Source organism: Bacillus sp. 7894-2 (assembly GCF_002272225.1).
Lineage (GTDB): Bacteria > Bacillota > Bacilli > Bacillales > Cytobacillaceae > Cytobacillus.
This window is the reverse complement of record NZ_NPDG01000102.1, coordinates 57,393-80,324: the sequence shown is the minus strand read 5'-3', so window position 1 is coordinate 80,324 and position 22,932 is coordinate 57,393. Positions and strand designations below refer to the sequence as shown.

The window sequence follows — 22,932 nt, the reverse complement described above, 5'->3', positions numbered from 1 at the left end:
ACTTAAACCAAACCCATATAATCACGGAATCTGGAAATAATAGCGTATAGCAGTAAATATTCCAGCGGGGGTGTGAAGAATTGGCCAATAAGATGGTAAACCTTTGTATTTATATTACGCCTAGAGGTGGAGTCGAACTCATTGATATTGAAAATGATGTTAAAAGGGCATCGTTAATTTGGAATCAGTGCGGGATTGAATTCAAGATAAAGAAATTATTTACTCCGATTGAAAAACGGGAATTGGCAGATTTCCTATTTGCTGATAAGGAAATTACCCATTGCGGAAATTTAGCAGCTGTTCCTCAAACGCCGGTTATCACAAAGCTAAAAAATATGTTGTCCTTCCGGCCAGAATGTGAGGAAACAGATGTTGCGGTTTATTATGTGGATGGAAACACGTTTTCAGATGGAGTCACTAACTCGTGTTTTTACCTTCAGCAAGAAAATGGGAAAAAACGTTTCTCGATTGTCTTAACACTTGGTGCCATAAACTCCGATCAGCTAGCCCATGAATTAGGACACGCGTTATTCGTTCGAGAGACTGATGGCAAGTTTGATGATCCCGATCCGAAAAGGGATCCAGCAGATCGGATTCATAATACGGATCAATGTTACTTGATGCATACACCGGTAACGGGAATCAAAATTTCTCAGCCACAATGCAGGCTGGCGAATAATAGCATTCTGTTAAAGGATGCCCTGCCGCCAGCAGATCTTTTTCGGCTTATAAAATTCCACGGAAGCTTATTTATTGTAGACTATGATTTCCCTGATTCCAATGACATGGAAATGTTCGATTTGCCACATAAAGAGCTGAAAGTAAATCCATCTAACATTGTGAATACATGGGAGTTTTCGCATGTTGTAGATGAAGTTCGGATTCTGGTGACGCTGAAATTTTACTGGAGTATGGATTCTTCGATTACTCTGAAGTCTTTCTTAACCCTTTACGATGACGATGATGCAGAGGGTTGGAAAGGTTCTTCAATTCACATTCCAAAGGATGCTCAGAACCTCCATTTTTCTACTGAGGTTATTAATGATGAGGAAGATAATTCTGACGAAAAAGGCCATTTAGTATTATTCATTTCAAACGAGATCGACCCCAATCCTTAAGGAGGCTGGAAAATTGAGGAACAAATGTGTGAAACTTTGTGTCTATCTTACCCGAGATGTGAGTAAAAGTGATCATGACCTTATAGAAGATGTTCGTAGAGCTTCGGCAATTTTGGCTCAATGCGGCATCGAATTCCGAGTGAAAAACAGATTTACACCGGAAAAGCTGCCTGCCCTTAATGTCTCTTTTCAAAATAAAGAAATTAAAGTATGCGGCAGTATTCCGAATACCCCAGAAAATGAAAAGCTAAAACAATTACTGGCTGTCCGGGAAGAGTGCAATGAGGATGAAGTGGCTGTCTATTATGTTGGGGAAGGTGCTTTTGAAGGAAACTCTGTTTCTTGCTTTTACTTTCAGGAGGAGAATGACCAAAAGCGATTCTCTGTTGTCTTAACATCTGTTGCCTCTTCTGACTTTTTAGCACATGAGCTTGGACATGCCTTAATGGTTCGTGAACACGGAAAGTACGATGATCCGATTAATCCTGACCCTGCTGATAAAATTCATAACATCGAACCCTGTAATTTAATGAATAAAACAGTAAAGGGAATAAATTTAAATGAGAGACAATGCGTGATTGCAAACAAAAGTTCACTGTTAAAAGAATGGTCACCTCCATCGGAAATGTTCAGGAAAATCCATTACCGAGGCAGTTTATTCATTAGGGATGATGACTCGGGTCTTTTTGATCCACGTGCAGCGGATTCCGAAACACATACAGTTAAGTCTCATGAGGTAAGGATCGGTCCCTTGAACACCAATGATTCCTATTTCCAAGCGATATTTACGACTGATGAAGTTCAAATCTACATTCATTACAACTGGACATGGAATTTTGACTTATCCATCACATTTGAAATTGGCATGAGTTTGTATGAAGACGATAGTCTCATAAGCGGACTAATTTATGATGACCTGGATGGAGAAAGCTCAAAAGTAGTGACAATTCCTAAAGATGCTGTGGACGTTGAAGTGAAACTGAATGTCTTTAACGAGGATGAAAACGATACTCACACGTTTGGAAGTCTAAAGCTTTTCGTTTCAAATGAGATAGGATTTTCAGGTGAGAACTAGTAAATGTTAGTATAAACAAAAGGCAAACTCGTCATATTTGAGTTTGCCTTTTTATGGCTTCAGGGTGAAAGTAATTGGAAACAAGGGGCGGTTCGCGCGTTCATACATTGAAAGAGAAACATGTGAACCGTCCCTGTGTTTTTACAGCTATTTGGTTTTCCCCCATAATACTAGGTGGTCTCCCATATATGCAAATTGAATAAACAATATTGTTATTGTGGTAAATGATGACTTTTGTTGTATAAAAAGGATAGATGTATACAGGTGATTATCCTGTTCATTTATCCTTTTTCTTTTACATCTATAAAATGTGTGACATTCTAATCAAGTATTTAGTTCTAAGGTATCCTAGAGATTTAAGATAAGCAGATGTTTTAGCTACCTATTTTGTAGGCCATTGAACGACCATTTGCCAACAAAATTCTATAAAGTATAATATGAGGATAGAAAAATACAGCAAAAGGAAGAACACTTGATTATTTTTAAGCAAAAGTCACTAGTCTCTTTTATAGTTGAAAAAGATTAAGTTAAATAGTAAGTCGAACTTGTTAACAGGAGGGAAAGATGAAAATTTATGTGGATGCAGATGCTTGTCCGGTGAAAGATATTATTATTGCAGAAGCAAGGGATTTTGAAATTCCGGTTATCCTTGTTACAAGCTTTTCTCATTTTTCTAATGCAGAACAGCCATCAGGAGTGAAAACCATTTATGTTGATTCTGGAGCAGATGCTGCAGATTATCGGATTGTGAAGTTAGTGGAAAAAGGAGATATTATCGTGACGCAAGATTATGGTCTTGCGTCACTAGGTTTAGCAAAAGGAATTACCGTCCTCCACCATAAAGGATTTAGATATACAAATGAAAATATTGACCAATTATTACAAACACGTTATTTAAGTGCAATGGCTAGAAAAAGCGGACAGCGAACGAAGGGACCAAAGCCTTTTACAGCAGAAGACCGGGAGCAATTTAGGGATCTTTTTAAACAGGTTATTTCACCTAAAATTTAAGCTAAATTAGAGATTCAGAAAGGAGCTAAATATTTTGAAGTATTTTAAATCGCAAATGCAACAACTAATTAAGGGAAATAAAGAACTCCATACACGCTTTAAAGAACTGAAGGCTGAGCATGGTCTTGAGAAAAACAATGCCCTCAAGGCCTTGTACCATTCAGAAGTTGCGGATGGAGGAAAGTATCAGGTAGCTTACCAAGCACTTGATCAGCCCAAAAAGTAGACTCTTATATCTAATTATACTTACTAAAAATTCTGTTATAAATGTTGGATGGTTATAAGTGGATTAAGTTAGTGACCAAATTATGAAGTGGGTTGCTACGCAGTACAACGCTACTGCGTATTCGAACGACATATAATTGTTCTCTTTGTAGAAGAATGTACATATTAACGAGGGCTTGAGACTAATAAATATCTTGAATCACAGAGGGACGGTATTATTCGAAGTACATAGCGGCGATGGAGGAGGAAGGGGTGCCCATCTGGGGAATCACCATTCAGAACGAACCTGAAGCCAGGCAGGTATGGGACTCCTGCCTTTACACAGGAGAAGAAGAACGGGATTTTATCAAAAATCCACATGAGAAACATGGCCATGGTGATGTAAAGATTATCATCTGGGATCATAACCGTAATGACATTTTCGAGAGAGCCTAAGCCGTCCTGTCCGATCCAGAAGCTGCTAAATAGTTGTGGGGAACGGGAGTCCATTGGTATGTGTCTGAGGAATTTGAGAATCTTTCCAGGGTTCACGATGCATTCCCTGACAAGCACTTAATTTTCACAGAAGGGTGCATAGAAGGCGGTCCACAGATGGGCGAATGGCATACGGGTGAGCGGTATGGCCGAAACATCATCGGCGACTTGAACAATCATCTTGAATTATGGATTGACTGGAATCTCGTGCTGAATGAAGAAGACGGACCGAATCATGTGGGGAACTACTGTGATGCGCCAGTGATTGTGGATACGAAGAAGGATGAGGTTTACAATAACAGCTCCTACTATTATATTGGGCATTTCAGCAAGTTCATTAAGCATGTAGCCAGGCGAATTGGCATCCAGGCATCAAATAACCGCCTATTGGCCACCGCCCTTGAGAATATCAATGGTGAAACGGTGGCGGTATTGATGAATGAGAATGACAGTAGAGAAGAAGTATCTATATCCCTTGGGGGTAAAAGTATGATGCTTATTCTTCCGAAGCATTCTGTAGCGACAATTATTATTTATTGATAGATAGGAGAACAGCCCTGAATGGGGGCTGTTTTTTGTATATTGTGTAAGACTTGTAAGCATGTATCAGGTGCTTTTTCTTAATACAATTTTGTAGGGTGTCTTATCCATTTCTTAACTATTTTATCGATTATATATCTTTCCAAAGAGATATTAAAAAACACTAATACTTAATGAATATTCAGAATTTTCCAGAGGTTTTTCACATTTCAAATCGAATGATATATAGTATCTGCAACTTTATAAACTTTCCTGCTCATTAGGAGGAACTAATCTGCGAGGAGGATATTAATGGGTAAATCAATCCTTTTTGAAATTCAAGAAGAAGTGAACTTAGTGGCTGAAGCCATTAAATCTGTTTTGTCTTTAGAAGTAATTATTTATGATAAAAATAAAGTTGTTGTTACGGCCACAGGCGGGGGCACGCATGCAGTTGTGGGTGAGCCGGTTCGAGGACATATCATCGCAGAAGTCTTAAAAACAAATCAGCCTGTTTACAATTTAGAGCCAGGTTTTCATGACGTATGCATAAGCTGTATCCTTCATCAAAATTGCCCTGAAAAATCAGATGTTTCATATCCATTAACACATGAGGGTGAAATTGTCGGGGTTATCAGTTTAACTGCATTCTCTGAAAAACAAAAAAATGAATTTAAAGAGAAGCATCGTATTTTATCAAATTACCTCGGGAAAATGGCGGATTTAATCAGCAGTAAAATAAATGGAACATCGCTTTTAAAGAAATATTTATCCACCTCACAAATGCTGCAAGTGACGATCCAATCCATGTACGAGGGAATCATCGCTGTTGATCAAAAAGGGTCCATTTTAGAGATGAATCGTTCTGCAGAAAAAATACTAAATATAAAAAAACAAAATGTTTTAACTTTGAATATTTCAGAAGTTATTCAAAACCTTCCGATTACAAAAGTATTTTCAACGGGACAAGGATACTCGGATAAAGAATGTTCTCTTGTTGTAAATGGAAAAATGATTCAAGTCATTATCAGTGCTAACCCTCTGATCCATAACAGCCAAATTATTGGATGTGCCATTACCCTCAAAGATTTAGCCGAGGTTCAAAAGTTTGCCTATTCTATAACATCAGAGGTAGATGATTCTACATTCGATATTATTGTGGGAAAAAGCCCTGCTATATTGCAGACAAAGGCGGCAGCCAAAAAAGTTGCGGCAACAGATTCTACCGTCATCTTTTTGGGGGAGAGCGGAACAGGGAAGGAGCTTTTTGCCAGAGCACTGCATCAAGAGAGCAAAAGAGTCAATAAACCATTTCGGGCCATTAATTGTGCAGCCATTCCAGAACATTTACTGGAAAGTGAATTGTTTGGATATAGCGAGGGTGCGTTTACGGGTGCAAGGAAAAGTGGAAAGCCGGGAAAATTTGAAATGGCACAAGGAGGCACTATTTTTCTGGATGAAATAGGTGATATGCCATTGCATTTGCAAGTGAAGCTGTTAAGAGTGTTAGAAGAAAGAAAAATTGAACGGATTGGTTCGAATAACTCAATAGATATTGATATCAGAGTCGTTGCAGCAACCCATAAAAACTTAGAAAAAATGGTAGCTGACGGGGAATTTCGGCAGGATTTATTTTTTAGGCTAAGCGTCATTCCGCTTCATATTCCCCCATTGAGGGAAAGAGATGGGGATATTCCCGTCCTGCTCCAGCATTTTGTACAGCACTACGATAAAATTACGGGAAAGAAAGTGAGAGGTTTCACTCCTGATGCGGAGAATCGGCTTTGTTCGTACAACTGGCCAGGTAATATACGTGAACTTCAAAATGCTGTGGAATATGCCATAAACATGGCAACTGACCACTGGATTAGAGTAGAAAACCTGCCTCCGAGAATCCGTGAACAAAATCACCTGAATGCTGATAAAGAAAATATTACTCTGGCAGAAATGGAAGAAAAAATGATAATGGATGCATTAAAGAGATATGGTGATACATTGAATGGAAAGAAACAAGCTGCAGATGAACTTGGTATAAATGTAGCAACTCTGTACAGGAAAATTAATAAATACGAGCTTAATCGCAAAATGCAATTATAGTTAGCAAATTGCGATTACGTTAAAAACATAGCTGATTTGTCTTTTCTTCTAAATTTGGACAGATCTCCTATGTTTTTTTTGCAATTTGCGAACAATGGACCTTAGTGATGTTTTCAATAAAAGAGAAGCTGTCCTGAATAACCCTATTAAACTGGGAGTCTTAAAGTAAAATATAGAAAATTCACAACTTGGCACGGTACTTGCATTCTAACTAGTTGAAGTAAAAAAACGAGGGGGAGTGCAATGAGAATCATAAATAAAATGTTTATGATGAAGTCCGTTCAGACTTTATTGAAGACATGTCTAAATGTAAAGCCTGGAGAAAACCTATTGATTCTAACGGATACAAATACGACTGAGATTGGAGAGGTTTTCGCACTTGCTGGTGAAGGGATGGGAGCAGAGGTTGTTATGACAATCATGAATCCCACCACAAGGCATGGGGATGAACCGCCAAGAATCATTGCAGAAGCAATGAAAGCAGCTGATGCGATCGTTGCTCCGACAACTTTTTCTATTAATCATTCCACTGCCAGAAAAGAAGCAAGTAATGCAGGAGCAAGATTAATATTTATGCCCGATGCGAATGACGAGGTTTTCTTAGATGGTTCACTGGATATCGATTATTTTGCACAAAAGAAAATAATCGATAAGGTATCCACCATACTTGAAGAAGGAGAACGATTGAGCATAACAACCCATTTAGGTACAGAGCTTTCTATGTCCATATCAGGACGTCATGCTGTACCTCAAACTGGAATTTGCCATGAACCTGGAAGCATTTCACCCCCTCCTTGCATTGAAACAGCAGTGGCACCAATAGAAGGAACGACAGAAGGAATCATGTACATTGATGGGGCCATTGTGCCGGGAAGGGCTTGTGAAGATCCAGTTAAAGTAGTCTTTAGAGAAGGTAAAATCATTTCCATTGAAGGAAAAGAAGATGCTGAAATGCTTAAGCAAACGCTGGAAAGTTACAATCATCCCAATGTATATTGCGCAGTGGAAATGGGAATTGGCATGAATCCAAAGGCGAAAATTGGCAGAGGAGGGCAGCTGGAAGACGAGGCAGAGTACGGAACGATGCATATTGGAATTGGCAATGGCATTACATTTGGAAGCAGTATCAGAGCCCCGGGGCATTGTGATTTAGTGATTCGAAAACCGACTATCAAGGTGGATGGGAAAATCCTTATGAAAGATGGAGAACTCTATATAGATTAGGGAGGAGGTTTGTTTGGGAGAAATAAGTCTAATCGGCGAATCACTGGCCAGTTTCTTTACAGTTAAAATCATGCTTTTATTTCTTATTGGCACAGTTGCCGGAATGGCAGTCGGTGCACTTCCAGGTCTAACTACTACCATGGGAGTATCCTTGCTGATTTCATTTACCTGGGGGATGGAATGGATAGAAGCAATGGTTCTAATTGTGTCTGTTCATATAGGAGGAACCTATGGAGGATCCACGCCAGCCATCTTCTTAAATATCCCGGGTACTCCGGCCTCAGCTGCGACTGCTATGGATGGCTATCCAATGGCCCAGCGGGGGGAAGGAGGACTGGCAAGAGGACTGGCAACCTTCCAATCCTTTTTAGGTACTATTCTGGCGGCTGTTTTATTTCTGATAGGGGCGCCGCTCCTGCTGGATTTAAGTATGAATTTCGGATCATGGGAGTATTTTCTGCTAGCCATGTTTGGAATTATTCTCAGCGCAAACCTAACGGCTGCATCATTGTCGAAAGGGCTAATTTCCGGGATCTTAGGACTAGCTTTAGCCACAGTGGGAATGGATAAGATCACAGGCGCACAGCGTTTTACTTTTGGAGAAAGTGCACTCATGGATGGCTTTAGTCTAATTGCAGTCTTAATCGGAGTATTTGGAATTGCTGAGGTAATCGACTCTATTATGCAGCTCAAGAAGCCTTTAAAAGCAGAGAAATTCCAATCTATTTTTCCCCCGTGGAAGATGTTGGTGAAGTTTTTGCCCGCCGGCGGAAGATCTTCTGTTATAGGAGCAGCGATAGGAGCGATACCGGGTGTTGGAGCAGATGTAGCAGCCTGGGTTTCATATGATGTGGCTCGCCGAAGAAGCAAGAAGCCTGAGACGTTTGGCAAAGGAAATCCAGAAGGAATCGTTGCGGCAGAAACGGCAAATAACGCTTGTGTGCCAGGTACATATATACCGATGTTAATTCTTGGTATCCCTGGTGATGCAGTCACAGCAGTTATTATAGGGGGACTTTTACTTCACGGATTGCAGCCAGGTCCGCTTTTACTCACACAAAATCCTGATATATTGAATCAGTTTTTTATCATTTTAACGATATCTGCTGCGTTTATGCTTGTGTTTGGATTATTTTTCTCTTATTTTTTTCAGAAAATCCTATCTGTTCCCAGAAGTATAGTTTTGCTTATTGTAACGGTATTTAGTGTGGTAGGGACATTTGCAGTAAACAATCGGCCATTTGATATTGGAATTATGTTCCTTTTTGGCATCATCGGTTTTCTTATGCGTAAAGTCGGGCTGGCTGCCCCGCCTTTAGTGTTAGGATTGATCCTTGGTTTAATGGCGGAACAGAATTTCCGAAGAGCCATGGTGAGTGCGGATTATTCGTTCGTGCCATTCTTCACACGGCCAATTAGTCTTTTCTTGCTGGTCTGTATTGTATTTTTGATTTTGAATCAAAATTCATTCCTGACAAAACGCGTAAAACATCTGTGGAGGAAAATAAAGCCTAAGGGGGCTAACTTATGAAACTAAAAATGATGTTTCTGACTCTATTTTCAGGGGTTCTGATATTAAGCGCCTGTGCTGGAAACCAATCAAATCAAAAGGCATCTGGAAACAGCGAAGAAGCAGAAAGTGATTACCCTTCACAGCCAATTGAAATTATTGTCGGTTTTAGTGAGGGAGGCGGTACTGACACAATGGCACGGACCCTGCAGCCAATCCTTCAGGAAGAACTGGGAGAATCCGTTGCGGTGAGGAACATGCCTGGAGCTTCCAGTGCATTGGCTCTTGAGTATGTTAACGAACAAGAGTCTGACGGACACACCATCCTATTTCAAACCGATCTGATCCGTGTATTTCCAACAATGGGCATGACAGATTTAACATACAAGGATTTCGAGCAAATTGGAATTGGCGCAATGGGGATTGCCAATTTTACAGTTAAAGACGAATCTGACCTGAAAACGTTTGATGATGTGGTTCGGCTCTTGAAAGATGGAAATGCAAAGGTTGGTGTGGCAGCGATTGGGGACCCTTGGCACCTCACTTTGGAGATTGTGAATAGTGTCGTGGGTGGAGATGCAGAAATTATTACGTATGATTCTGGTGCAAATGCTGCCATGGCTGCTATGAAAGGTGAGGTAGATTTCTCTATCAGCGGGGTTAATGAGGTAGTGGATCTGCTGAGGGCAGGGGATTTACGATCACTGGCTGTTATGGATAATAAACCGTTTGAAGTTGATGGACTTGAATCAATCCCGCCGGTCACTGATTTTGTTTCTGATTTGAAAAAATATGTACCGGAAGGAACCTGGTGGGGGCCAGCTGTAAAAAGCGGAACACCTGAAGAAATCGTAACTAAAATTAGAGACGCATACAACAAAGCGATCAGCAGTGATGAATTTAAGGAATTTACAAAAAAACGGGCAATTATCCTAACAGATATTGAAGATAGTCAAGAATATACAAAACAAATCACCGAAAAAACAAGCTGGCTGCTTTGGGATATTGGTGTGGGAAAACGATCACCAGAAGAAGTAGGAATTAGCCGGCCGAAAGAGTGATAGAAAGGAGAAAAGATGCGGATAAATAAAGATTATCTTTTGGCGGGCATTGTTTTCGCGATTGGTCTCTTTTTTGTAATAGGCAGCTATAATTTCCCGCCAGGAGAACATTTTTTAAATTCATCTCGTTCATTTCCCATGCTGCTCGGCTATAGTTTGATAGGTTTATCAATCTGGCAGTTTGCCCAAACGTTCAGAAAGAAAAAAGAGGAGGAAGAGGAAACGGCTTCTGCCTCCATTCAGGAAGTTAAAAGAGGGATAGTCTATCTGCTTTTAACAGTTGTTTATATCTTTCTGTTAATACCTTTCATAGGGTTTCTGTATTCTACTTTAATCTTTTTACTCATTGGAATGCTCTATTATAAGGAAGTTCGATGGTATACGGCCACATTAGTATCCATAGGGATGATTGGATTCATCTATGTGGTGTTTGAAAAACTCATGTATATTCGATTACCTTGAAAAACGAAATTATTATTTACTCTCTTACATGATCCAATGATTCAATGAAAGACGAGGAGACAGGATTTAAAGAATTCGCTGTAAAAGGAAATCAAATAATAGATATGGCGGTGATTTAAATGAGGATAAAGCAAACAATTGAAAGAGTTCCCGGAGGGCTGATGGTCATCCCGCTGATGCTTGGCGCTTTATTTAATACGATTGATCAGCTTCACATTCCATTTATAATGAATTTCCTTAAAAGCATAGGGGTATCGCCGGTTGAAGAAGGAATTTATGAGTTTATGAAAATCGGAGGATTCTCGGAAGCACTCTTTAAGACAGGAACGTTAACGCTCATTGGCTTGTTCTTATTTTGTGCAGGCAGCCAGATGAATTTGCGGGTAGGCGGAAAGGCCTTAAAGAAAGGAATTCTATTAACAGGAAGCAAGTGCTTGACAGGGATTGCCATCGGTATTTTATTTGGGGTGTTTTTTGACCCAATGGACGGTCTGCTTGGATTATCTACTCTGGCCATTATTGCCGCTATGACCAATGGGAATGAAGGAATGTATGCAGTGTTGACAGGGCAATACGGAAACCGGTCAGATGTTGGGGCCATTTCCGTCCTGACTCTGAATGACGGTCCTTTTTTCACCATGCTGGCTTTGGGGATGGTTGGCGTTAATTTTCCTTTAATCGCATTCATAGCTGTCTTGCTTCCAATCGCTTTAGGAATGCTGTTAGGGAATCTGGATGAAGATATTCGGGAGTTTTTAAAGCCTGGAGAAACGCTGCTTGTACCATTCTTTGCTTTCTGTCTTGGAGCAGGGATGAATTTTATGAGTTTCTTTAATCCTGAAGCTGTTTGGGGAGGTTTAGCTCTCGGGTTTGCCACAGTCATTTTTACCGCATTAACAGGAATCCTGGTTTATAGGCTATTTGGAGAAAAAAGTACGATTGGCCCTGTTGCAGAAGCATCGACTGCAGGGAACGCAGTGGGAACACCCGCTGCAATCGCAGCGGCAGCATCAGTGGCAGCGGGTGCAGGTCTGATGACGGTGGAAAAGGCTCAAAGTTTTCAGGAAATTGCCAATTTAGCCACAATACAAATTTCCATTTCTACTATTACTACCTCGATATTATGCCCAATAGCCGTCATTTTATGGGATAAGTATCAAAGAAGCAAAGGCATAGATGGACGTCTGGAGGATATACCCAGGAAAAAAATAAAAATCTCTGCTGAGCTCGAACAGGAATCTTAGAAGGGTGATGAAAAGGTTGGAAAAAATTCATGCTGAAATATCCGATTTTATTTGCACCATTACCATTAAAAACCCGCCAATGAATATTTTGACGAAAGAGTTTCGGCAAGAGTTTGTTCCCTATATGGAGGAGCTTAAGACCTCTTCGGATGTACGGGTTATTGTCCTTACTGGAGAAGGGGATCGGGCCTTTTGCGCGGGAGCCGATTTAAACGAAGAAGGAGAGCTGACTCCTGAGTCTGTCCGGCATTTCTTAGAGGAAGATTGCAGAATTTACGATATTGTCAATGAAATGCCCCAGCCTGTCATTGCCGCAGTTAATGGCTATGCGTTTGGCGGAGGGTTCGAGCTTGCCTTAGCCTGTGATATTCGCATCATGTCAGAACGTGCAAAGCTTTGTGCAGTAGGGGTAAAGGTTGGACTGGTTGTCGGACCAACCCGTTTAGTAAGGCTGTTGGGTGAAGCATATGCCAAAGAAGTAATTTTGACAGGCAGAACGATAACAGCTGAGGAAGCATTGCAAAGAGGTTTGGCAAGCAGAGTGGTATCCCATGACAAGCTGCTGGCAGAAGCGCATGAATGGGCACAGCTGATTGCTTCCCGTGCTCCAATCGCAGTCAGACATGCGAAGAACACGATTCAGAAAACCATGGATTTTGAGTGGCAGGAAGCCATGAAACAGGAACTGGATGCTTTTATAGAATGCCAGGATACATGGGATCACAAGCATGCGATTGAATCGTTCTTTAACAAAAAGCCGCCAGTATTTAAAGGGATTTAGGTTTGAACTTTATAAAAATTGATGAATCAGGGAGTTGTTTTAAAAAATGAAAGAAGCATTAATGTACCCGGCCGCTACTGCACTCGTAAAAGTTCTGGCAGGTGTTAAGAGCGGGGAAAAAGTTGTCATCCTGACAGATTTTTTAACGGATGGAATCACAAAAGTTCTGGCATCTGTGGTCTGTTCACTCGATGCTGAGCCCATCAAGATCTCAATGCCGCCAAGGAAAGGGCATGGAGATGCATTGCCGGATGCAGTCGCAGCGGCTATGAAGGAAGCTGATGTGATCATTGCACCGACAACCTATAACATTGCCCATACAAAAGCCCGCCATGATGCACAAAAGGCAGGAGCCCGAGTATTAATCTTGCCTGAAGCACATGAAGACATTTTATTAAGCAAGGGGCTGCGTGCTGACTTTGCTGAACTAAGACCTCAAGTTGAGAAGCTGGCAGACATATTGACAGCTGGTGAATTTGTCCATATCACGACATCCCTTGGCACAGATTTAAGGTTTTCCATCAAAGGCAGGTCAGGAAGAGCTCTAACAGGGTTTGCAAACAGTACGGATGTTTCGGCAGCTCACTGCATCGAATCCAGCATTGCTCCGGTTGAAGGGACCGCTGAAGGAATTTTAGTGGTAGATGGGAGTATTCCAGGGGTGGGTCTAATGGAGACTCCAGTTGAAGTGGTATTTAAGGAAGGAAAGGCGGTTTCGATTACAGGAGGCAGAGAAGCGGAGCAATTCAGGAAAATATTAATGGAGAAGAATGATGACGAAGGGAATATCTATTTTGCCGGTGAGTTTGGCATTGGCATGAATCCGGAATGTGAATTGGAAAACAGCATGCTAAGTGATGAAGGGGTTTATGGAACCATCCACATTGCTTTAGGTACCAATGCATATATCGGGGGAACTGTGAAGGCCAAAGGGCATTACGATATGGTCGTAAAGGATCCGCGGGTCGAAATCGACGGCAGACTCATTCTGGACAATCAGGAACTCTATTTATTTGAAGATAAAGCCTTAAATAGACTTTAAGAAAGTGGAATCAATTTAATAGAAGGAGATGGTAAGAATGAGTGCATTGGAAGGCATTAGAGTAATTGACTTAAGCCAGGTCATGGCAGGGCCTTATTGCGGAATGCTGCTGGCCGATATGGGTGCTGATGTCATTAAAGTTGAACCGCCAAAAGGGGAAAGCACCAGAAGATGGTCCCCTTATAAGGAAGGGGAAAGCGGCGCGTTTATGGCGATAAATAGGAACAAGCGCAGCATAACGCTTGATTTAAAAGATGGCGAAGATCAGAAAGTGTTTTATAAGTTAATAGAAACTGCGGATATTTTGATCGAAAATTTCCGCCCTGGCGTAGTTAAGCGTCTGGGCGTTGACTACGAAACACTCAATCAGATTAATCCGAAACTGATCTACTGCTCTATATCTGGATTCGGCCAGTATGGCCCCTATTCATCCCGTGGCGGTTATGACTTAATCGCACAGGGGATGACCGGAATTATGAGTGTGACAGGTGAACGGAATGGCAACCCGGTAAAATGCGGCCTTCCGATTATCGATTTGGGTTCAGGCCTGTTTTCTGTCTATGGCATCTTATCCGCATTGTATTCCAGGGTTCATTCCGATGAGGGGCAGTATATTGACGCTTCTTTATATGATACGGGACTCGCATTATCGGTCTGGGAAAGCACCCAATATTGGTTTACAGGAGAAACACCGGCACCTACCGGAAGCGGACACCGCTTGTCTGCTCCTTATCAGGCATTTCGGGCAAGTGATGGTTATTTTACAGTTGGCGCAGATACTCCGCATCATTGGCCGGTATTCTGCCAGATCATCGGCAGACCTGAATTCTTATCAGATGACCGATTTGCTGATGACGCCTCCCGGATTCAGCACTTAGATGAATTTGTCCGATTAATTGAAGAGAAAACGAGTCTGAATCCGAGACATTACTGGCTGGAAAAATTCGAGAAAGCGGGAATTCCTGCTGGCCCGATAAATACCTATCCCGAATCTTTAACTGACCCGCACACACTATCCAGAAGAATGATAGAAGAGGTTGTGCACCCTGTTGCCGGGAAAATAAAAGCATTAGGGATTCCTGTCAAACTATCAAAAACACCTGGAAAGATCGCGAAATCGGCTCCTATGCTGGGAGAACATAAGGAAGAGATTCTAAAAGAATTAGGACTCGCTGCTAAATAAGGTGTGACATATATAAATCCTGATTTTCATTAAGGAGTAGGATATGCATGATTGAACAATTAAAAGGGCGGGTACCCTCCATTCATGCCGAAACCATGATACACAGCTCAGCACAAGTGATTGGCGACGTCAGAATAGCCAAAGATGTTAGTGTATGGCCTCAATCAGTTTTAAGAGCAGATGATGATAATTTTATCGAAATTGGTGAAGGAAGCAATATCCAGGACGGCTGTATCTGCCATGTGACACCTGAGGCTCCTTTAAGAATAGGGAAAATGGTAACTGTAGGGCATGGTGCCATTTTACATGCCTGTACGATCGAGGATGGAGCTTTGATTGGTATTGGTTCGATTATTTTAGATGGGGCTGTCATTGAAAAAGGAGCACAAGTTGGAGCGGGTGCGTTAGTTCCTCCAGGGAAAGTGATTCCTAAAGGCAGCTTAGCAATTGGAGTTCCTGCCAAAATCGTGCGGGAACTAACAGAAAATGAAATACATGACCTGGAAAAAAATGCAGAAGAATACATCGAGCTATGGAAACGAGATTATCGTGAAGAGAGTGAGGAGTCATTATGATTAAAGAGAATAAAAGCTTAGCAGAAAGAGGCGACCGTGTTTTGCCCCCGGCTGCCAACAGAGTAACGAGGATAGGTGTAACGAAAGCATTTGGCTCAACCATAGAGGATGAGAACGGAAAAAAATATCTCGATTTTGCCAGTGGTGTAGGAGTAAATAATGTTGGACACTGCCATCCCGATGTAATTGAAGCGGTTAAGCGGCAGCTGGATACCATGATTCATGTTGGCCATAATGTAGCTTACTATCCATCCTATATTCAATTAGCGGAGGAACTAAATGAATTAACCGGATCACAGAAAATGGTGTACTTTTCAAATAGCGGAGCAGAAGCGAATGAGGGAGCAATCAAATTAGCGAAAAAAGTGACAAAACGTCCAGCCATCCTATCATTCAAACGGGGATTCCATGGACGGACCCTCGCAGCGACATCGATCACTTTCTCAAGCTCAGCTTATCGACAGGATTATGAGGGTCTTCTTCCAAGCGTATATGCTTGTGAATATCCATATCCTTTTAGAACCGGGCTAAATTATGAAGAAGAGACGAAACGATGTATTCAAAGCATCCATGAGGTATTCCAGTATCAAGTGGCTCCATCCCAGGTGGCAGCCATAATCCTTGAACCTGTACAGGGAGAGGGCGGGTATATTGTACCTCCGAAAGAATTTTTGAAACAAATAAGAGAAATATGTGATCAGCATGGGATATTGCTTATTTTTGATGAAGTTCAAACCGGTTTCGGAAGAACGGGGAAAATGTTTGCCTATGAACATTTTGGAGTAGAGCCGGACATCCTTACTTTAGGAAAGGGAATTGCTTCAGGCTTCCCTTTAAGTGCTATCATTGCCAAGAAAGAAATTATGGAGAAATGGGAGCCGGGAACACATGGAGGCACGTATGGCGGAAACCCTGTCTCGTGTGCGGCTGCCTTGGCTTCCATTGAAATTCTAAAACGGGAAGGTATAGATAATGCCCAAACTTTAGGGGGATATCTAAAACAGCAATTATATGATTTGAAATCAGAATTTTCGGTCATCGGTGATGTAAGAGGCCTGGGCCTGATGATCGGCATAGAGTTCATGGATGAAAAAGGCCGCCCGGATGCTAGTACAGTAAATTGGCTGAAGAATTTTGCTTTAGAACACGGAGTCATTCTTTTAACCTGCGGTACTGAGAAGAATGTTTTGCGGTTTATCCCGCCTGTAACGGTATCAAAAGAGGAACTTGATCAGGCAGTTTCTGTACTGAAAGAAGGATTGCAGCAGCTCGCAAAAAAGGAGAACGGTCATGCTATATATTAATGGTGAATGGAAATCTTCCAATAAAAATAAATCGATAACTGTGTATAATCCTGCTACTTTAGAAAAATTTGGTACGGTCGCTTATGGAGGAAAGGAAGAGGCCGAGGAAGCAATCCAGGCAGCATCCGCCGCCTTTCAAGACTGGAAGAAAACAAGCGCAGTTGAGAAATCGCAATATCTTAGAAAAATTGCCGATTGTCTAAGAGACAGAGAAGAAGATCTGGCAGTAACCATTACGAAAGAGATGGGCAAACCCCTGAAAGAATCCCTTGGTGAAGTCAAACTGGCGATTTCCTATATGGATTGGTATGCAGAGGAAGCGAAGCGTATTTATGGAGAGACAATTCCAGCATCCAGCCGGGATAAACGCATACTTGTACTGCAGGAGCCGGTTGGAGTGACGGGTGCGATTACACCATGGAACTTTCCAGCCGCCATGGTTACCCGCAAAATTGCACCAGCGTTAGCTGCCGGGTGTCCTGTCATCCTAAAACCAGCTTCAGCTACCCCCTTAACGGCAGTGAAGATATTCGAAGCCATTCATCAGGCTGGTCTGCCAAAAGGAGTAGCCAATTTGATTATTGGACCTTCTAATGAGATTGCTCAAACGTTATTAGACAGCAAGCAGGTTCGAAAACTGACCTTCACAGGTTCAACGGCAGTTGGGAAAAAGCTGATGAGAGACGCATCAAATACGGTCAAAAAAGTTTCAATGGAATTAGGCGGTCATGCCCCTTTTATCGTATTTGAGGATGCTGATTTAGAGAAAGCCGCAGAAGCAGCGGTGGCAAGCAAGTTCAGGAATGCAGGACAAACATGTGTATGCACAAACCGGATTTATGTTCAGAAGGAAGCCGCAGAGGAATTTACCCGCTTGTTTGCAGAAAAGGTAAATCGTCTTCATATCGGGAATGGCATGGATGATGATACAGATATTGGGCCATTAATTAATGAAGAAAGCCTTGATAAAGTCGTTGAACATGTGGAGGATGCCAAAGAAAAAGGCGGTGTGGTTATCTGTGGCGGATCACTGGCAGATATGAATGCTAAAGGTGTATTCTATCAGCCTACTGTTATTCAACATGCAAATGAATCGATGAAGATTGCAAGAGAAGAAACATTTGGTCCAGTGGTGCCGATTTTCACCTTCGAAACGGAAGAAGAAGCAATCGAACGGGCAAATCATCCAGAATATGGACTTGCATCTTACTGCTACACGTCAGATCTAAATCGCGCATTCCGGGTAATGGAATCTCTCGAATATGGCATTATTGGCATTAATGATGCGATGCCGACAACCGCACAAGCCCCGTTCGGAGGAATGAAGGAAAGCGGTGTAGGAAGAGAAGGGGGCAAGTACGGGTTGATGGAGTATCTGGAAGAGAAGTTTGTCTCATTGAATATTGGATAATCAAAGGGGCCATCAGAATGGATTTATTAATGAAGGAAATAAGAAGCATAATACCCTCAGACCAAATTTTAACGAGTTTGGCTGATCGATATAGTTATAGTTATGATGCTTCATTCGGCAGCTATCTTCCTGAAGTTGTCATCCAGGTGAAAAATAAGGAGGAGATTTCTTCACTTCTGAAATTGGCCAATACATTTAATATCCCGGTATACCCAAGAGGACAGGGGACTTCTTTAAGCGGAGGTCCTCTCCCTGTTAAGGGGGGAATGGTTTTAGACATGTCTCAATGGAATGGTGATTTGAAAATTTATCCTGATGATTTGGTGGCAGTCGTATCACCGGGTGTTCTGACAGCGAACATCAATCAGGAAGCAGAAAAGTTTGGACTCATGTATCCCCCTGATCCAAGCAGTGCCCATGTATCAACAATTGGAGGGAATTTAGCGGAAAACTCAGGTGGTCCAAGGGGTTTAAAATATGGGGTAACGAAGGATTATGTTATTGGGTTGGAAGTGGTGACACCTGAGGGAGAAATCATCAAAACAGGCGGAAAGACAATAAAAAATGTAACTGGATATGACTTAACAAAATTGATCGTTGGATCGGAAGGGACGCTTGGGATCATTACAGAAGCTACACTGAAATTAGTGCCAAAGCCCCCAGCATCAAAGACCATGATGGCTGTCTTTGATGATCTTGTCCAGTCAGGACAAGCGATTTCAAAAATATTAACTTCCGGAATCCTTCCGGCCAAAATGGAGATAATGGATCAGTCTTCCATAATAGCAGTGGAGAACTATCAGCCGCTGGAGCTCCCTATTGATGCAGAAGCCATTCTTTTAATAGAACTTGATGGACACCCTCTGGCTATTGAAGAAGAAATGAAAAAAATAGAAGAGATTTTTACAGAATTTGAATCTGTGAAAGTGAAAATAGCAGAAAATCAGGACGAAGCACAGAGTTACTGGAGAGCAAGGAAGCTGGTTTCCCCGGCTATTGTCAGAATAAAACCAACGAAAGTATCTGAAGATGCCACAGTGCCCCGCAGCAAGATCCCCGATATGTTCCAAAAACTAAAAGAAATCCGGGAGAAATATGATATTCATCTAGTTGTGTTTGGGCATGCGGGTGACGGAAACCTCCATCCAAATATTATCTGTGATAAAAGGGATACAGAGGAAATGATACGGGTTGAAAAAGCAGTAGAAGAAATCTTTAGAGCTGCTGTTGAACTGGGAGGGACACTCTCCGGTGAACATGGAATTGGAACATTAAAAGCCCCTTTTATGGAAATAGAATTGGGTGAAGCCGGTCTTGATATGATGAAACGAATTAAACAAATATGGGACCCGAATAACATTTTAAATCCCGGTAAAATCTTTCCTGAAGAAGGCCAGAAGCTGGTGCTAAGGGAATGAGTACGGGAGCCGGTCTTAAAGACAGATTACATTATGATGAGACGTTTAATTGTGTCCAATGCGGATATTGCCTGCCGGTTTGCCCCACTTACGAAACGATGAAGAGCGAGGTGCATTCGCCGCGTGGCCGCATTAATCTGGTCAAGATGCTGGCAGAAGATAAGATTAAGGCAGAGGATTTGCGGGAACCCATCGAAAAATGCCTTGGATGCCGCGCCTGCGAAACAGCCTGTCCGACCAGCGTACAGTATGGGAAGATTTTAGAAGGCGCCAAAGAAGTTTTAGAAAATGAAGAGCAAAAATCGAAAACAAAAAAAATAAGTGAATCATTGATTTTTGATCAAATGTTTCCATCAAAGAGATGGATGAATACAATTGGAAATCTTTCATGGTTTTATCAAAAGTCCGGGCTGCAAAAAATGGCACAAAGAACAGGGATAACCCAATTTGCCCCGCTTCATCTAGGGAAATTTGAGTCCGTTCTCCCTGATCTTCCATCTCCCGCAGAACGGAAAAACAGGGCTCGCCTCTTCAAAGCCATTGGTTCCAGGAAATTTACTGTTGGATTTATTACCGGCTGTGTCATGGATGCCATCTTCTATGAGACGAACAGGAACACAATCGACCTGCTGACCAAGGCAGGAGCTGACGTACTCATTCCTGTAAATCAGACGTGCTGTGGAGCGCTTTATGCACATGCCGGAAAAATAGCGGACGCTAAAGAGCTTGCCAAACGAAATATAGAGGCATTTGAAATGGAAAAAGCAGACTATATCGTTAACAATGCTGGAGGGTGCGGTGCGACTCTTTTGGAATATGGTGAATTATTCAAGGGAGACATCGAGTGGGAAAGCCGAGCACAAGCTTTTTCTGATAAGGTAAGAGATATTTCACAGGTGCTATCTGAATTAGATGGTTTGAGCTTTACAAAGGAAGTGAATGGAACCATAACTTTTCAGCCATCCTGTCATATGATCAATGTCCAAAAGGTAAAAGATGAGCCATTATCTTTATTAAAGCAAGTAAAAAGCAAAGGGTACCGTGAAATGAATGACAAAGAACGGTGCTGTGGATCTGCTGGCATCTATAATATTGTTAACTACGAGGATTCGATGGAAATATTGGACAGTAAAATGAAAAATGTAAAAGAGACCAATACATCCATAATTGTAACAGCCAATCCAGGCTGCTTACTGCAAATGAAATTAGGCATACAAAGGGAAGGGCTTGAGAAGAGTGTAAGAGCTATACATCTTGTAGATTTGCTGGTTGAGGCTGGGGCGGTTTCAAAATAATTTAAATGCAATAGATTCAACAGGTATCCTAAGATAAACGTCTGTAAACACAGTTTGCTCGAATAATGAGGGAACTACCCGCATAGTGATAACACTGTGCGGTTTTTTGAATTAATATTTATTATCGTTTTAACTATTTTGTTAAGTGGCATGCTTAGCCCATTCGAGTAGCCAAAAAAGCAACAATGCCAGCACATGTTATACCGATAGTCTTATAACGTATTTATTAAAAATTTTGCACTAATAACCTACCATGCATTTGACAGAAAAAACAGTGTTACCCTTATGATATTTCAAGTAGAATCCTTTTGCATCTGATTTAATTTTACAATATTTTATAAACATTTCCTGTTTTCTACCACACTGCTGAACATTTTGGTAGAATAAAAAGGTAATGAAGTAACTTTGTGTCAGTTTAAAATTAGTAATCTATCATTCTTAATTATGAGGTTTATCGATGAATAATAGTTTGTCAAGAACAGAAGAAGTCGTCCAATCGTTTATAGATAAGTATGGTGAAGAGGAATATTATACGAAAAACCTTCACAGCAAGTTTATCTCTTGGTTAAGCAACACTGAGGACCAAGAGGTAAAAGACATTTTAATAGAGTTATTTTCTGAATTTAACTTTTATACAAAAATTGAGATTAAAAGGATATTACATAAGCAACTAAAAGATTCTTTATGTAAAGTGGACTTAAATTGTACATGTATTCTGCCTTTAATCGCAAAAGACGGCAGGTCAAGTTCTTTTGATATGACAGGTCTTTTAAAAGAAATAATAAGGGAACATGATATAGAAATATTTATAGACACAATAAAAACAGATTTCCGTTTTGTAGACGAAGATATAGAAAATATTATTCTTTTTGAGGATATTTCAGGTACTGGAGGTACTGTGATTAAATTCTTGAAGGACAATACAAAATTTTTAGAAGGAAAAAAAGTAATATTAAACTTAATTGCTACCACTGTAAGTGCAAAAAGAGAAATTGAAGAATATTTAAAACATAGTAGAATTGATATTGAACTTGTGGTGGAGCACCAATATAGTAAAGTTTTTTTAAAACACCCTAGTCTAAATGAGACACATAGACAACTAATTTACAAATTTGAAGAAGAGATTTGGGGAAGAGATCACAATAACATATTGGGATATAAGGATAGTCAAGTCTTAGTTGGTTTTTCGCATAACATTCCTAACAATACTTTAAGTTCTTTTTGGTATCATGTTGACTTTGAAGGGGCAAGACAGGAATGGCACTCTCTCTTTAAAAGAAACACAGGGAAAAGAAGGAGAAAAAGGAGAGTTACGCAGAATCATAACATCAAAAAGCGAGGGAGTAACTAAGTATTGGATTATAAAAAAGTTTTAGTACTATCATATTTTAATACATTACAGGCCAGTTATTCTTATAGGGAAATAAGTGAAATTTTTGGATTAAATGCAAATCAAGTCAATATTTTAATAGATCAATTATATGAAGAAGGATTTTTGGAATTAGATGGTTACTATAGGCTTACCTCTAATGCAAAACGTATATTAGAAAAATATAATCTTGAAGAAATAGACTTCTTTGATAGTTTTGAGGAGGAAAGTATTTTTGTTAATCGGCCAATGGGATTTGATGATATCTATCTTCCTATAGGGTTTACTAAAAAAGTTAAATGAAATATAATAAAACAGGTCAATAGTCTCTAGAAAGGTAGAGAGTCTCTATCAGATTTAATGTTACTTAATTGATTGGATGAAAAGAAGAAAACCACTTCTTTTCACCCATGCAAATTATCATTTGCATGAGCCTAATGATTAAATAAAAAGCAATTTAATCATAGGCTTAATTTTCATAAGTGATTATTCATGTCTAGGATCGTCTTAATTCAATGGTAGAGACTATTGACT

General features: G+C 40.8%; 21 protein-coding genes and 1 pseudogene. All 22 read left to right on the top strand.

Annotated elements, in window-relative coordinates:
* Window positions 1-80: 80 nt before the first annotated feature.
* Window positions 81-1,118: a hypothetical protein gene (locus CHI10_RS15790; protein WP_095245182.1), complete on the top strand. Its 1,038-nt coding sequence runs from the start codon at window positions 81-83 to the stop codon at window positions 1,116-1,118.
* 13 nt (window positions 1,119-1,131) lie between these two features.
* Complete coding sequence (locus CHI10_RS15785; RefSeq protein WP_095245181.1) at window positions 1,132-2,193, top strand: hypothetical protein; 1,062 nt, start codon at window positions 1,132-1,134, stop codon at window positions 2,191-2,193.
* Window positions 2,194-2,757: 564 nt separating this feature from the next.
* Window positions 2,758-3,204, top strand: a complete 447-nt coding sequence (locus CHI10_RS15780; RefSeq protein ID WP_095245180.1) for a YaiI/YqxD family protein — start codon at window positions 2,758-2,760, stop codon at window positions 3,202-3,204.
* A gap of 34 nt (window positions 3,205-3,238) precedes the next feature.
* Window positions 3,239-3,430, top strand: coding sequence for a hypothetical protein (locus CHI10_RS15775; protein ID WP_095245179.1), 192 nt, complete (start codon window positions 3,239-3,241; stop codon window positions 3,428-3,430).
* 197 nt (window positions 3,431-3,627) lie between these two features.
* Window positions 3,628-4,230, top strand: a pseudogene (locus CHI10_RS15770) (glycoside hydrolase family 30 protein); the annotation flags it as partial.
* Complete coding sequence (locus CHI10_RS22895) at window positions 4,219-4,443, top strand: glycoside hydrolase family 30 beta sandwich domain-containing protein (protein ID WP_353615975.1); 225 nt, start codon at window positions 4,219-4,221, stop codon at window positions 4,441-4,443. The pseudogene CHI10_RS15770 and the gene CHI10_RS22895, both read left to right, overlap by 12 nt.
* Before the next feature lie 291 nt (window positions 4,444-4,734).
* Entirely contained in the window at window positions 4,735-6,519 is a 1,785-nt protein-coding gene (locus tag CHI10_RS15765) for a sigma-54 interaction domain-containing protein (RefSeq protein ID WP_095245178.1), read from the top strand.
* 243 nt (window positions 6,520-6,762) lie between these two features.
* On the top strand, window positions 6,763-7,743 hold the full coding sequence (locus CHI10_RS15760) for an aminopeptidase (protein ID WP_095245177.1): 981 nt from the start codon (window positions 6,763-6,765) through the stop codon (window positions 7,741-7,743).
* A gap of 13 nt (window positions 7,744-7,756) precedes the next feature.
* Window positions 7,757-9,274, top strand: a complete 1,518-nt coding sequence (locus tag CHI10_RS15755; protein WP_095245176.1) for a tripartite tricarboxylate transporter permease — start codon at window positions 7,757-7,759, stop codon at window positions 9,272-9,274.
* Window positions 9,271-10,314 carry a Bug family tripartite tricarboxylate transporter substrate binding protein gene (locus CHI10_RS15750; protein ID WP_095245175.1) on the top strand — a complete coding sequence of 348 codons (1,044 nt, stop codon included), beginning with the start codon at window positions 9,271-9,273 and terminating at the stop codon, window positions 10,312-10,314. The genes CHI10_RS15755 and CHI10_RS15750 overlap by 4 nt, the downstream gene beginning before the upstream one ends.
* 15 nt (window positions 10,315-10,329) lie before the next feature.
* A complete protein-coding gene (locus CHI10_RS15745; RefSeq protein ID WP_095245174.1) occupies window positions 10,330-10,776 on the top strand; it encodes a tripartite tricarboxylate transporter TctB family protein in 447 nt (148 codons plus the stop codon).
* 119 nt (window positions 10,777-10,895) lie between these two features.
* Window positions 10,896-12,020: a 2-keto-3-deoxygluconate permease gene (locus CHI10_RS15740; protein WP_095245173.1), complete on the top strand. Its 1,125-nt coding sequence runs from the start codon at window positions 10,896-10,898 to the stop codon at window positions 12,018-12,020.
* 16 nt (window positions 12,021-12,036) lie between these two features.
* Window positions 12,037-12,801, top strand: coding sequence for an enoyl-CoA hydratase/isomerase family protein (locus CHI10_RS15735; protein WP_179289058.1), 765 nt, complete (start codon window positions 12,037-12,039; stop codon window positions 12,799-12,801).
* A gap of 46 nt (window positions 12,802-12,847) precedes the next feature.
* Window positions 12,848-13,843: an aminopeptidase gene (locus CHI10_RS15730; RefSeq protein WP_095245171.1), complete on the top strand. Its 996-nt coding sequence runs from the start codon at window positions 12,848-12,850 to the stop codon at window positions 13,841-13,843.
* A gap of 37 nt (window positions 13,844-13,880) precedes the next feature.
* Window positions 13,881-15,026, top strand: a complete 1,146-nt coding sequence (locus tag CHI10_RS15725; protein WP_095245170.1) for a CaiB/BaiF CoA transferase family protein — start codon at window positions 13,881-13,883, stop codon at window positions 15,024-15,026.
* 47 nt (window positions 15,027-15,073) lie between these two features.
* Entirely contained in the window at window positions 15,074-15,601 is a 528-nt protein-coding gene (locus CHI10_RS15720; protein WP_095245169.1) for a gamma carbonic anhydrase family protein, read from the top strand.
* Window positions 15,598-16,905 (top strand): aspartate aminotransferase family protein, encoded by a 1,308-nt coding sequence (locus CHI10_RS15715; protein WP_095245168.1) that lies wholly within the window; start codon window positions 15,598-15,600, stop codon window positions 16,903-16,905. The genes CHI10_RS15720 and CHI10_RS15715 overlap by 4 nt, the downstream gene beginning before the upstream one ends.
* A complete protein-coding gene (locus CHI10_RS15710) occupies window positions 16,892-18,316 on the top strand; it encodes an NAD-dependent succinate-semialdehyde dehydrogenase (RefSeq protein ID WP_095245167.1) in 1,425 nt (474 codons plus the stop codon). Before CHI10_RS15715 ends, CHI10_RS15710 begins: the two co-directional genes overlap by 14 nt.
* Before the next feature lie 17 nt (window positions 18,317-18,333).
* On the top strand, window positions 18,334-19,734 hold the full coding sequence (locus CHI10_RS15705; protein WP_095245166.1) for an FAD-binding oxidoreductase: 1,401 nt from the start codon (window positions 18,334-18,336) through the stop codon (window positions 19,732-19,734).
* On the top strand, window positions 19,731-21,029 hold the full coding sequence (locus CHI10_RS15700) for a (Fe-S)-binding protein (RefSeq protein ID WP_095245165.1): 1,299 nt from the start codon (window positions 19,731-19,733) through the stop codon (window positions 21,027-21,029). The genes CHI10_RS15705 and CHI10_RS15700 overlap by 4 nt, the downstream gene beginning before the upstream one ends.
* 457 nt (window positions 21,030-21,486) lie before the next feature.
* Window positions 21,487-22,380, top strand: a complete 894-nt coding sequence (locus CHI10_RS15695) for a phosphoribosyltransferase-like protein (protein WP_095245164.1) — start codon at window positions 21,487-21,489, stop codon at window positions 22,378-22,380.
* 3 nt (window positions 22,381-22,383) lie between these two features.
* Window positions 22,384-22,701 carry a helix-turn-helix domain-containing protein gene (locus CHI10_RS15690; RefSeq protein WP_095245163.1) on the top strand — a complete coding sequence of 106 codons (318 nt, stop codon included), beginning with the start codon at window positions 22,384-22,386 and terminating at the stop codon, window positions 22,699-22,701.
* The last annotated feature ends 231 nt before the right edge of the window (window positions 22,702-22,932 follow it).

What these genes read in the sequence shown, in the direction of transcription:
- CHI10_RS15740 (WP_095245173.1), top strand. Translation starts at nt 10,896, where the DNA reads ATGAGGATAAAGCAAACAATTGAAAGAGTTCCCGGAGGGCTGATGGTC.
- CHI10_RS15700 (WP_095245165.1), top strand. Translation starts at nt 19,731, where the DNA reads ATGAGTACGGGAGCCGGTCTTAAAGACAGATTACATTATGATGAGACG.
- CHI10_RS15695 (WP_095245164.1), top strand. Translation starts at nt 21,487, where the DNA reads ATGAATAATAGTTTGTCAAGAACAGAAGAAGTCGTCCAATCGTTTATA.
- CHI10_RS15705 (WP_095245166.1), top strand. Translation starts at nt 18,334, where the DNA reads ATGGATTTATTAATGAAGGAAATAAGAAGCATAATACCCTCAGACCAA.
- CHI10_RS15720 (WP_095245169.1), top strand. Translation starts at nt 15,074, where the DNA reads ATGATTGAACAATTAAAAGGGCGGGTACCCTCCATTCATGCCGAAACC.
- CHI10_RS15715 (WP_095245168.1), top strand. Translation starts at nt 15,598, where the DNA reads ATGATTAAAGAGAATAAAAGCTTAGCAGAAAGAGGCGACCGTGTTTTG.
- CHI10_RS15745 (WP_095245174.1), top strand. Translation starts at nt 10,330, where the DNA reads ATGCGGATAAATAAAGATTATCTTTTGGCGGGCATTGTTTTCGCGATT.
- CHI10_RS15730 (WP_095245171.1), top strand. Translation starts at nt 12,848, where the DNA reads ATGAAAGAAGCATTAATGTACCCGGCCGCTACTGCACTCGTAAAAGTT.
- CHI10_RS15765 (WP_095245178.1), top strand. Translation starts at nt 4,735, where the DNA reads ATGGGTAAATCAATCCTTTTTGAAATTCAAGAAGAAGTGAACTTAGTG.
- CHI10_RS15725 (WP_095245170.1), top strand. Translation starts at nt 13,881, where the DNA reads ATGAGTGCATTGGAAGGCATTAGAGTAATTGACTTAAGCCAGGTCATG.
- CHI10_RS15750 (WP_095245175.1), top strand. Translation starts at nt 9,271, where the DNA reads ATGAAACTAAAAATGATGTTTCTGACTCTATTTTCAGGGGTTCTGATA.
- CHI10_RS15780 (WP_095245180.1), top strand. Translation starts at nt 2,758, where the DNA reads ATGAAAATTTATGTGGATGCAGATGCTTGTCCGGTGAAAGATATTATT.
- CHI10_RS15710 (WP_095245167.1), top strand. Translation starts at nt 16,892, where the DNA reads ATGCTATATATTAATGGTGAATGGAAATCTTCCAATAAAAATAAATCG.
- CHI10_RS15760 (WP_095245177.1), top strand. Translation starts at nt 6,763, where the DNA reads ATGAGAATCATAAATAAAATGTTTATGATGAAGTCCGTTCAGACTTTA.